General features: G+C 47.5%; 9 protein-coding genes. 5 read left to right on the forward strand and 4 right to left on the reverse strand.

Annotated elements, in window-relative coordinates; all coding sequences use genetic code 11:
* Positions 1-411: 411 nt before the first annotated feature.
* Positions 412-1,332, reverse strand: coding sequence for an Rpn family recombination-promoting nuclease/putative transposase (locus QT974_RS23020; RefSeq protein WP_333470743.1), 921 nt, complete (start codon positions 1,330-1,332; stop codon positions 412-414).
* A gap of 654 nt (positions 1,333-1,986) precedes the next feature.
* Here QT974_RS23020 and ccsB point away from each other — a divergent pair.
* The 3 genes from ccsB (at position 1,987) to tilS (ending at position 5,358) form a co-directional block, all read left to right on the forward strand.
* A complete protein-coding gene (gene ccsB / locus QT974_RS23025) occupies positions 1,987-3,057 on the forward strand; it encodes a c-type cytochrome biogenesis protein CcsB (RefSeq protein WP_333470744.1) in 1,071 nt (356 codons plus the stop codon).
* Positions 3,058-3,659: 602 nt separating this feature from the next.
* Positions 3,660-4,085, forward strand: coding sequence for a KGK domain-containing protein (locus QT974_RS23030; RefSeq protein WP_333470745.1), 426 nt, complete (start codon positions 3,660-3,662; stop codon positions 4,083-4,085).
* Between the two features lie 133 nt (positions 4,086-4,218).
* Positions 4,219-5,358, forward strand: coding sequence for a tRNA lysidine(34) synthetase TilS (tilS, locus tag QT974_RS23035; protein WP_333470746.1), 1,140 nt, complete (start codon positions 4,219-4,221; stop codon positions 5,356-5,358).
* 4 nt (positions 5,359-5,362) lie between these two features.
* Here tilS and hmpF read toward each other — a convergent pair whose 3' ends face one another.
* Positions 5,363-7,111 carry a pilus motility taxis protein HmpF gene (gene hmpF / locus QT974_RS23040; protein ID WP_333470747.1) on the reverse strand — a complete coding sequence of 583 codons (1,749 nt, stop codon included), beginning with the start codon at positions 7,109-7,111 and terminating at the stop codon, positions 5,363-5,365.
* Position 7,112: 1 nt separating this feature from the next.
* Positions 7,113-7,400 carry a hypothetical protein gene (locus QT974_RS23045; RefSeq protein WP_333470748.1) on the reverse strand — a complete coding sequence of 96 codons (288 nt, stop codon included), beginning with the start codon at positions 7,398-7,400 and terminating at the stop codon, positions 7,113-7,115.
* 183 nt (positions 7,401-7,583) lie between these two features.
* On the opposite strand from QT974_RS23045, the gene QT974_RS23050 reads away from it, so the two are divergent.
* Together QT974_RS23050 and QT974_RS23055 are read left to right on the forward strand one after the other, a co-directional pair.
* Complete coding sequence (locus QT974_RS23050) at positions 7,584-8,699, forward strand: RNA-guided endonuclease InsQ/TnpB family protein (RefSeq protein ID WP_333470749.1); 1,116 nt, start codon at positions 7,584-7,586, stop codon at positions 8,697-8,699.
* A gap of 198 nt (positions 8,700-8,897) precedes the next feature.
* The gene (locus tag QT974_RS23055) at positions 8,898-10,133 is read left to right on the forward strand and encodes a response regulator (RefSeq protein ID WP_333470750.1); all 1,236 of its coding nucleotides are present in this window, start codon (positions 8,898-8,900) and stop codon (positions 10,131-10,133) included.
* A 58-nt stretch (positions 10,134-10,191) separates the two neighbouring features.
* On the opposite strand, the gene QT974_RS23060 is transcribed toward QT974_RS23055, so the two are convergent.
* Positions 10,192-10,329, reverse strand: a complete 138-nt coding sequence (locus QT974_RS23060) for a hypothetical protein (RefSeq protein ID WP_333470751.1) — start codon at positions 10,327-10,329, stop codon at positions 10,192-10,194.
* Positions 10,330-10,886: the final 557 nt, after the last annotated feature.

Here is a 10,886-nt window from a genome sequence, read left to right on the forward strand (position 1 = left end):
TTTTATTTCTCCACGGATGAATCCGGGGGCTTGTATCCTGGATGCTTTCGGTCAAGAGCGGTTAAATCACCTGACGATACAACCGGAATTGATATGAAACAGCTTTTATTATAGATAACTCTTCAACTATAGAAGCTAAAAAGCCAAAACTAATCGCTGTTTTTCACAGTTTCCAAAAGTAGTGTGGGAAGATGAGAAAAGCCAGCCCAAAACATCTTCCACCATCTTCAATCAGCTTCTAATCCGCCGAAAAAATACCCTCCCCGATCGCACACTTAACTTCATCCCAGCCACAGCGGATGCACTTTCATACTCTCCCAAAACCCCGTCAGGTAGATGGGGAGTACGTTTGATGTGTTGGTTCGCGCCATTTGCGCGATCGCCCCCTCAAGCCGAATCCCTAACACCGCCTCAATCTTGCTGCGGCAAATTCTCCAGCCAAACCTCTAAATCCTCGATCGACTGAAAATCCAACAATTCCTCTGCTAGAGTTTCAATTTGCTCGATCGACAAATCAGCAATTTTAGTGGTGATAGATTCCGGTAATGTTGCAACTTGCCGATTTAACAGACGGCGATTTAACAGACGTAAAATTAAGGATCTTCCTTCTTGTTCGCGGCCTTGTTCGCGGCCTTGTTCGCGGCCTTGTTCGCGACCTTGTTCAATTCCTTGCTCAATGCCTTCTTCCTTAGCTTCCCGATAAAACCGAGTTTCCTCAAGCGTAATCCCTAACATCGCCTCTGCCTCCCTTCGGTTTAAATTTGTAAACTTGTAAACCAGTATTGTCGTCAGCATCTCTATTATGCCGCGACTCGCTGCTTCCGATTCCTCCCGCTGCGATCGCGCCAGCAACAATCGCGCCGCTTCGGGCGTACTCGCTTCGTCGATAGTCGTCAAAGCCATCAGCGCCACTCCCAGTGGCAACTGTTCAATATCACCCAACTCATCCAAATATACCAAATGCACCTGATTGCTGCTCAAGAGCGATCGATACGGATGCGCTTCTGATTGTTCAGTCGATCGTGTAGGATAAATTACCACCGCTTCCCAATCTGTAAATCGCTGGCGGTTGCGATAAAAATACAAAAACGACTCACCAAACAATCGTTCATAAAGCAATTCATCCCGCTGAAACTGTACCTCACAGAAATAAACAACTCCAGGCTCAGCATCCGGCGGCAAAAACACCCCATCAATTTCAAACTTCGGTTCCTTCACAGCCACCGAGTCAAATCGATACTGTTCTGCATTCAATGGTGACTCTTCCAATAGCTGAAACAGCAGCGTCGGAGCTTCCTGAAAGAACTTGTAAAATATTGAATCTCGACGCATTAAGTCAACATCTCCTCTAGTCTGTGCAACAGATCCCAGCGTGAGTCGATTTTAGATTTTAGAATTGACTTCAGAGATGAATCTCGGCTTTATTCTAAAATTTGGGGAGTATCCACAACGATTGTCGGGGGCTTCCGTTTTTTGCTGGTGGCAAAAACAGCAAGTCGGTAATCTGTTCAATCAATTCTAAATGATTCTAGATAGCCCCAGATCAACATCGTATATTTTCAGTTATAGACGCACTCCCGACAAAGAAATCGGGTTTTTTACTTAATCTCTGGGTAACAGCTAAGGATTTTTTTGAAACAACCCAGTTTCGGGCCAAGCGTGCGTAAGTCATAATTTCGTCAGCGGGCGATCGAATTTCGGGCGCCAGAATTCAGTGTTTCCTAGCTTTCAACTCGTCCAACCTCAACCCGCCAGCCAGAATCAACAAGGGTGACTTGAGGGGATGACACTCGTCTGGTGGGTCAATAGTAGCTTATTTGATGCGTCCGGGCGATCGCCCCCTCACACCTGAGCCCGCACCTCAACAACCGCCAAAAACTCATAATTGCCACAAAAATTCAAAATCCCAAACCCAAAACTCCCGAACCCCAGTACGATCGATCTAGTTAGCAAAAAATAAGTAAAAACCTTACCGGAGTAAATTATATGGATCTGGTCGTACTCCAGAACTGGCTGGACAACATCTCCTTCGCCGTCTTGTTCGCAACAATGCTCATTTACTGGGTGGGCGCAGCATTCCCCGGCATTCCCTACCTGTCCGCCTTAGGAAGCGCAGGAATGGCCGTCGCCAACCTATCCATCGCCGCCCTACTCGGTTCTAGGTGGATAGAAGCCGGCTACTTCCCACTCAGCAACCTCTACGAATCCCTATTTTTTCTAGTTTGGGGAATCACCGCCATCCACCTAGTCGCGGAAAACATGAGCCGTTCCCGCTTAGTTGGAGTAGCCACATCCCCCGTAGCAATGGCAATATCCGCCTTTGCAGCCCTGACTCTCCCCGACACCATGCAAGCGGCAGAGCCTCTAGTACCAGCGCTCAAATCCAACTGGCTGATGATGCACGTCAGCGTCATGATGCTCAGTTACTCAACTTTAATGGTAGGAGCATTACTGGCGATCGCATTTTTAATCGTCACCCGCGGCCAAAAAATCGAACTCACAGGTAGTTCCTTCGGTACCAACAGCAACCGCAACAACAACTACCGCATCCAACGCGCTCAAAACCCCGAATCTCCAACCCTCGAAACCGCCACCGAAAGCGCCCTAGCATTCAGCGAACCCTCTTTCAACTCCAACAATAACGGTTTGGGCACCACCGCAGTGCTGGAATTAGCAACAGTGCAAACTGCATCAACTGCTGCAACTAAAACCGCAGAAATTCTCTCGCCTCAGCGCTTGAATCTAGCAGAAACTCTTGATAATATTAGCTATCGGATCATCGGTTTAGGATTCCCCTTACTAACAATTGGGATTATTGCCGGTGCTGTTTGGGCGAACGAAGCTTGGGGTTCGTACTGGAGTTGGGACCCGAAAGAAACTTGGGCGCTGATTACTTGGTTAGTATTTGCAGCCTACCTGCACGCCCGCATCACTCGCGGCTGGCAGGGAAGACGCCCCGCAATTTTAGCCGCCACAGGTTTTGTAGTAGTTTGGATTTGCTATCTAGGCGTCAATATCTTAGGCAAAGGCTTACATTCTTACGGTTGGTTTTTCTAATTTGCCAGCCACAAATCTGTTCAACAAAAACAGCATAAATCAAAAAACAGGGATTAATATTATCTCCGATTTGAAGGGTGGAAAAATATCCACTATTGATGTCAACTCAAGAGCGAGCGTAGTATGATTCTACTTTTTGACTATTAGCCCCAGATTCTACCGAGCGTCCCGAATCATTGCGGAGGATAAGAGTCTTCTCTTTTTTCCGCCTTTTCAAGGGGATGGGAAGAAAGCAAAACTAGGATAAAAACGAGAGAGACCAAGGTTTTTAGGCGATTGTTGACACCAATGCAGCACTCACATTACACAACAGCCGAGACTATAAAACTTTACTCTCTCTTCCGGGAGCATCTCATTTTTGTAAAAAGCATTTTTTCTGTGAGTGCTGTCCCAGAAAAGCGTATTGTACAGAGGAGCGAGCTCCCGACAGCACTATAAATCCAAAACTGAGATGCTCCCTTTCTTCCTTCTTCCTTTTTCCTTCTTCCTTCTTCCTTCTTCCTAATGACTAATCTACGTTCGCTCGGGTGGGACAGCAATAATGACTGCTGACTACTGACTGCTGACTGCTGACTACTTCCTTCATTAAAATGACAATTGATATGGACAATTCACAACTTTCCCTCAACGCGGACGATGTTTTGTCTGCTCCTACCAGCGCTTTGATGTATCAATGTACATTCAAAGTCAGCGAATTTATGACAATTATGCAGTCAAGAATATTAGAAGAAAAATTATTCTCAGAGGGCATGGATTGCGAGGTGTTAAGTGCCGGGAAAGACTGGACAAAAGGCAAACTCAGGATGCGTTTGGAGTTTTGCCCGATCGCACCTGAAGTCAAAGAACAAAAAGCCCTTCCCGCTGCCGCAGAAGAATCAGACAGCGCCCAAAACTACGCCGCAGATCCCTCCGATGAAGCTGATCGAGATGAGGAAATAGATGTCAGCGACTCAACACAAGCAAGTAATGATTTTACTGTTTATAAGTATTCAGACAGCCATCCCCAGAGTCGAGGAATGTGGAGCTAAGCTGCTTGCGGGACAGGGAAAGGAGGAATATTTTTCAATTTTAAGTTCAGAGTTTTGACTCGATCGGCTTAAAAATCCATCCTTTCTACAACTCCCAACTGTCAACTGCTTTCGGAGTCAACTGCCAATTGTAATGCCTGAATCTGCCAAGTGGACGCACCTCCACGCTCAACTGCACCGGACACTGCTACACCGACAAATATTGCCCTCAAATCAGCGATTGTTGGTAGCAGTATCTGGCGGCCAAGATTCTCTGTGCGGGCTCAAATTACTGAGCGACTTGCAGTCAAAATGGGGGTGGAATCTAGCCATTGTTCACTGCGATCACCGCTGGCGTTCTGATTCACAATCTAATGCAAGTCATGTAGAAAATTTAGCTAAAAATTGGGGAATATCCTATTATTTGCAAACAGCTTCGGACATCTCGAAAACTGAAGCAGCGGCCAGACAGTGGCGGTATCAAGCTTTAACCGAAATTGCGATCGCCCACAACTACCCCTACATTGTCACAGGCCACACAGCCAGCGATCGCGCGGAAACACTACTCTACAACCTAATTCGCGGTAGCGGGGCCGACGGACTTTCCGCCCTGACTTGGACGCGCCCCCTTGCCGATTTGCGATCGCCGATTTTAAATTTTAGATTGGGGGATTCTGAGGAAAATCTTAACTCCGAAATATCTGCCGATTTTGCATTGGACAATCTCGATCAAACTCCCCAATCGAAAATCGAAAATCCTCAATCTAAAATCTACTTGGTTCGTCCGTTGCTGGAAATAAGCCGATCGCAAACAGGTCAATTTTGTCAAGAGCAAAAACTGCCTATTTGGGAAGATTCCACCAATCAAGATTTGCAATATGCCCGCAACCGAATTCGATCGCAATTATTGCCTTATTTAGAAACTCATTTCAACCCAAAAACTCAACAAGCCCTTGCCCAAACAGCCGAACTTTTGCGCGCCGACGTAGAATATCTCGAACTTGCAGCTACCGACTTGCTACAGCGAGCAATCTCTCAAATTGCCGACAACAAGCAGGTAAAAATTCAACTTCCCGTCAACTTAAATCGCCAGATTTTGCGAGACGCACCCTTAGCATTACAACGGCGGGCAATGCGGCAGGTATTGCAGCAAATATTGCCCTGTGCACCCAGTTTTGAACACGTAGAAAAACTCACCAGCTTAATAGCTGCCCCCAACCGATCGCAAACCGATCCCTTTCCTGGAGGAGCGATTGCCCGAGTTGAAAATCCTTGGATCGCGATCGGCATTTAATCAATTAGGTACCGGGCAGAAAACTGGAAAGAGCTTGCCGCAAATCCGAAACTAGGCGATCGTGCTCCTCTCCTGTTTGCTGCACGCGATCGAGTTCCCCCGCCACCGCTTCCAGCTTTTGGCGCAGCCCGCTCAAATTGTCCTGCACCGGCTGCAACATTTCTTGATAAACATTCACCCGGCCCCAGAGTTCAGCCACAGCGCCTTTCTGGTTGAACAACTTCTGCTCTAACTGCTTGAGTTCCGAGCGTTTCCCCTCACTTTCCCCCTGAAGGCGGTTGACATTTGTCTCAATTTGCGATATTGCCTCTCGTACCTGTTGAATTTCAGTCTCCAGCCGTTGAAATTCTTGGGTTTGCTGCTGTCGCCCTGAATTGAGCTGTGCGACGATCGGCCCCAAATCAATATCTCCCGGCTCTGGTTTTGGAGCATTAGCAGTACCCAAGCGGCGCCACAACACCGCCTGATGCTGCTTCAAAATATTTTCTCGTTCCTGCAAGCGGAGGCGCTGTCCCACCAGAGTTTCGTTCAACATCTGATAACTTTCGAGTTCGTCAGCCATTTCATTTTCCAAAGCCATGCGATCGTACTCGGAAGCCGCTTGAATTTTGGCTTGCAACTCCTCGATTGTCTCGCGCTGGAGAGTCAACTCCTCCTCTTGATCGTTAACAAACCGGAACACCTTTTCTAAATCCTGTTGCAGGTGTTGCACCAGCCCCTGCAACTCCTCAACCGGCATCTTCTCCAGAGCAGACACATCTACTACCTGCTCCGCAGCCACACCACCTGTAGCAGAGGCCAGCCGAGACACTTGCTGGTACAAATCTTCAACAGCCTTCACCTGCACAGACACAGATTGAGCTTGCTCCTGCTTAGCGGTGAGGGTACTTTGCAGCCCCTTGAGATCCGCGCGAGCTTGTGTCAAAGCATCTTGAGATTGATACCACTCCTGCCAGCGGCTTTGGAGGCTCTGATTTTGTCGGTCTACTTCTTCCTGTTGTTGCTGAGCGTTTGCCCGTTTTTGCTCCAACTGTTGCCAGTGCAGGTCTAGAATAGCCTGCTGAGCCCCCACCCCAGTAAAAGACTGATTGACTTGTTCGCGAACCCCTTGGGCCGAAGCAATTGCCCCTCCCAGCTTATCGATCAACTCCTGAATCCGGAACGCCTGCTGTTGGTCAACCACCGCCCCCTGAGGCATCTCAGACTGCTGTTGGGCCACCTGCTGCTGCTCGCTCCGCAACTGTTCCCAAGCCGTCTCCATTTGGGCGCGACTGCTTGCGACCTCATCTCGCAGTCGGTTAGCTTCATCTCGAGTATTTTCAATTTCCGAGCGTTGAGCCTCAAGTCGTTCCAGCTCGTCTTCCATTTGAGCCAACTGCTCTTCCCGGGCTTGCATTTCCATTTCCCGGCGATTGAGTTCCTGGCTCGAAAATGTCAGAGAAGCCTTCCACTGTTCGATTTCCTCTTCCTTATCCTTAAACTTGTCCTGCAAGCGCGAGAAATTTTGCAGAATGCTCACCAACTGGCGCGCCGCCTCCTGAATCCGCTGCACTTGCTTGCTAGCGCTCAACTCCACCAGCACCAGGGTGCCGTCGTTAAACTTATTAGCTTCTTCAACAGGAATCGCGTCATCGCCCGGTACGGCGCTCCAATTGTGTTCGCCTCGCTGACAAGCTAGCAGTTTCAGTTCAGCTTTACCGCCACCGAGACCAAAGCCGCTTCTCTGTTTTTGTACTTCCGCTAGATACAGCACACTAATAGTCCTCTATGAAGGTGTCGTTTGCCCGATCGGGGGATAGCATCCTTTCCCAACTGTCTTCAGCACTCACGCACAGCAGTGCTTCGCTAGCACGCAGAGAGAAAGCACTGCCGCCGCCCGCTTTCTGGACGGAGACTGGGAGCAGTCTCCATGCCGCTTGATTCAAGACTAGCAGGCACTGCGGGGAGAGCCGATCGCCCAAAGCTGAAAAAGGTAAGTCAGTCAAAAACTTTCTCTTGATTGTATCAGGCTTTAGTTGCTCGTCGATCGCGACTAAAGCCACAACCCAAACCCTGCGCCATCCTCAGGCAGACTATGGATTTGAACCGCGCTGCCTTAGAATAGGGTAATGAGCAAATCACCAGGCGCCAGTAAAGGGCGCGATCGGCATAGGGAGGCAAAAGGCAGCAGTTTTAACCGCCCTGAATAAATACATACTTGTTTATTCAATCCCTATAATCAACGTATGCAAACACTAACTTACGAGTACAAATTAGACCCGACGCCCGAACAGTCACCAGAAGAGGAAAAATCGCTGGAGATTTGTCGGGCAGCCTACAACTATGCCTTGCCAAAACGCAAGGATGGGGTCAATTCTCGTCAGTGCAGTGTCAATACTGGCAGTTGCAAGCAGGAATATATTTTGCCTGTAGGGATACATAGACCTACTTTCTACACTCAATGCAAGTCACTGACCTTGGTCAAAGAAATTAATCGAAACCTCAAAATTGCACATATTCACGTACTGCCACAGGTTCTCAGAAGCCTAGAAGCGTTATTATTTGTAGCAATGTGCGATCGAGGTCTGAGTTGGTATCTGTCCCAGAAACAGATGCGCTCATTTGTATATTTCCAGTTGCACAAAGTGTCAGTCAAACCAGAGAAGGTAAACATACCTAAAATAAGTCCGGTCAAGATGCGTTTATCTCACCCCTTACCATGCGGCTGCCAAGTCATGCAAGTTAGGGTAGTGAAACAGGCGAATGGATTCTCTGTCAAGCTTGCACCGCAAGCATTTGTAAAAGTTCCGAAATCCATGGCATATGGTTGTGGAGTTGGCATTGATTTAGGAAGGCAGCATTTTCTGGCAACCCCTGAAGGCAAATTAATTGCTAGACCTCAGTTCTTTGTGCGGCGACAGTGCAAGCTGAAATTGCTGCAACGTCAATCAAATTACAAAACTAGAGGTTTTAGACAATTGCAAGGGCTCCAACGCAGAATTGCTCTTCGTCGCGAATCGATCTCGAACACTCGAAAGGACTTTCATTTTAAAACAGCTCATCACTTGTGCGACAGCGCTGAAATGATATTTGCTATTGATTTAAATCTCAAAACAATCTCAGCCGGAATGTTGTGCAAAGATACCCTTGATGCTGAGTTTGAACAGTTTTTGCATATCTTGGCTCATCCGTGTTTCAATCCAGATGTCTGTGAAGCACAAGTAGAGGCCAATGGCACAATCAAAACTTGTCTCTATTCTCAAACTCATAAAAGTAAAAAAGCGTTCTCCGCACCTGTCCACAAGTGTCAAACCTGCACCAATTATGAAACCAATCGAGATGTAGCAGTCGCGCAAGTATGAGACCGCATGGATATTCAGCAGTCGGCAATGGCGGCACTGAACCTCTCTGGAGGGTAAAGTCCGTGGACTCCCATAGATTCAAGAATCTCCTGCATTCACGCATGGGGAGTATCAAGGAAATTACAGTCAATCTTTGCGCCAGCACACAGTCTTTCCGAGCTCAGACGCCAACGGTTTTAAGGAGGGCACTTTAGCTGCATGCAGGGAAATTTGAGTGAAATAGACATCCGCAGCATCCTGCAATTAATCGAGTTAGGTCAGCGCACCGGAGAACTGTTCGTAGAGGCTTACAACTCCACCAGCAGCACGGGTTCTCAACCTACCCAGCGCTCCCTTGCAGGACACTCATGGTATGTCTTCTGCTTCAACGGTCAGATTATTTACGCTACCCAGAGTGCGGGGAGTTTGTTTCGCTTGCGCGATTACCTGCGCCGCTACAAAGCAGATAGCGCCCTCGACAAAATCCAAGTTCCCTATATGGCATCTACCAATGCCCCAGAATACGGCTACCTGTGGGCCCTGCTAGAAAACCATATCCTCACCCCAGCTCAAGGGCGGAACATTATCCACAGCATGATCCACGAAACCCTATTTGACTTGCTCAGTCTGCACCAGGGTTCCTTCACTTTTGAAATGGGCTCAGCTTTGGCTCCTCAACTTACCAGCTTAGAAATTAGCTCGTTGCTGGCGAAAATTGTCAAACAAGTGCAGCAGTGGAAGCAGTTTCACCCTCACATTCAGTCACCCAATCAATGCCCGGTAATTTCCGATCCCGCCGAGCTGCGAGCCGCACTCCCGGTCAATACTTTTAATACTCTCAGACGCTGGGCCGACGGCCACACTTCTATCCGCCAAATGGCGCGCTACCTCAACCGAGATGTGCTTAGTGTCGCTAAGGCGATTTACCCTTTCGTACAGCAGGGATTGGTGCAACTATTTTTCCAGCCTTCTGTTACCCCGGCCGACAGTAGGGGGGGGTGGTCATCTCCCGAAACCAAGGTCAAGAGGGTTGTCTGCATTGATGACGACAACATAATTCGCAAAACAGTCGAGTCAATTTTAAACGAACAGGGTTACGAAGCTACGGCGATCGGCAACCCCCTGGAAGCGCTGAGTTTGGTTTTTAAACTCAAACCCGACTTAATTCTGTGCGATATTGCCATGCCAGAACTTGACGGCTATGAAGTTTGCGCCATGCTGCGCAATTCTAGCGCTTTCCGGCAGACGCCGATCGTCATGTTGACTGGTATCGACGGATTTATCGATCGGGTTAAAGCCCGGATGGCTGGAGCCACAGACTTCTACACCAAACCTTTCGGCGAAAGCGAGTTATTAATGCTGGTAGAAAAATATGTGGGCCCGGGCTACCCTCGGGCGCATCTCTCAGGAAGATTATTAAGCCGATCGCTAGAAGATGAATTAGAGTCAAATTGAGGTTATAGGATTTTGCACAGCTCCAGATTTTGGGCTTAATCAATTAACTTTGCTAGCATCAGGATGACTCAATATTAGCTAGCGATCGTTTTTGCTCCCAATCCCAACCAAAAATAGTAGAAAATACTCCAAAACTGCCAAGCCCAAGTTCTTCGACTAAAACTTTTATTGACTGCTGTTTCACAACAGCGAGCATTTTTGCCTCCTTGAATTGTGTGTAACGCCAATGATTCCGCAGGATATTTTTTAGCAAATGTTGGTATATTATAGCCTCATTCCCAAAATATGCTACGAGATTGGTGAAACTTCCAGGAATTTTATAAGCAAGCAAACTTGCGCGAAAAAATTAATTTAACAGCAATTGAATATTTGTGCATTGAGATTGTATATTTTGATAAATCATACAAAACAAGGTCAAATATTCTCCCTTTCTCCTCTAACACCAGAGACAATCTAAATGCACAAAAGTGTACAGATTTTTGGGTAAAATGAATAAGTGCCGCGTCAGCATTTTTTAAACCTAATCAAATTATCAATACAGGGATTCGCCCTACAAACCTCATTTATTCAGTTGACCGCTTGACAGCTTGCCCCCCCGAGCGAATTGAAAGGGTTGAGGGCTACCTCTACCTGGAAGTCCGAGGATTGAAGCAATGAATAGTCTTATTTTAATTTTTTCCTCAAAAAACTCCGGCTTTCAATAGACTTGAATTGCATAAGTCTTCGATCGATACAGAAACCGCAGATGTCAGA

Origin of the sequence: Microcoleus sp. BM001215392 (assembly GCF_036700185.1) — a bacterium.
In the GTDB taxonomy this organism is placed as follows: Bacteria; Cyanobacteriota; Cyanobacteriia; order Cyanobacteriales; family Microcoleaceae; genus Microcoleus.

Excerpts from the sequence above, each read along its gene's own strand:
- QT974_RS23020 (WP_333470743.1), bottom strand. The coding sequence starts at position 1,332 with ATGCGTCGAGATTCAATATTTTACAAGTTCTTTCAGGAAGCTCCGACG.
- ccsB (WP_333470744.1), top strand. The coding sequence starts at position 1,987 with ATGGATCTGGTCGTACTCCAGAACTGGCTGGACAACATCTCCTTCGCC.
- QT974_RS23030 (WP_333470745.1), top strand. The coding sequence starts at position 3,660 with ATGGACAATTCACAACTTTCCCTCAACGCGGACGATGTTTTGTCTGCT.
- tilS (WP_333470746.1), top strand. The coding sequence starts at position 4,219 with ATGCCTGAATCTGCCAAGTGGACGCACCTCCACGCTCAACTGCACCGG.
- QT974_RS23050 (WP_333470749.1), top strand. The coding sequence starts at position 7,584 with ATGCAAACACTAACTTACGAGTACAAATTAGACCCGACGCCCGAACAG.
- QT974_RS23055 (WP_333470750.1), top strand. The coding sequence starts at position 8,898 with ATGCAGGGAAATTTGAGTGAAATAGACATCCGCAGCATCCTGCAATTA.
- QT974_RS23060 (WP_333470751.1), bottom strand. The coding sequence starts at position 10,329 with ATGCTCGCTGTTGTGAAACAGCAGTCAATAAAAGTTTTAGTCGAAGAA.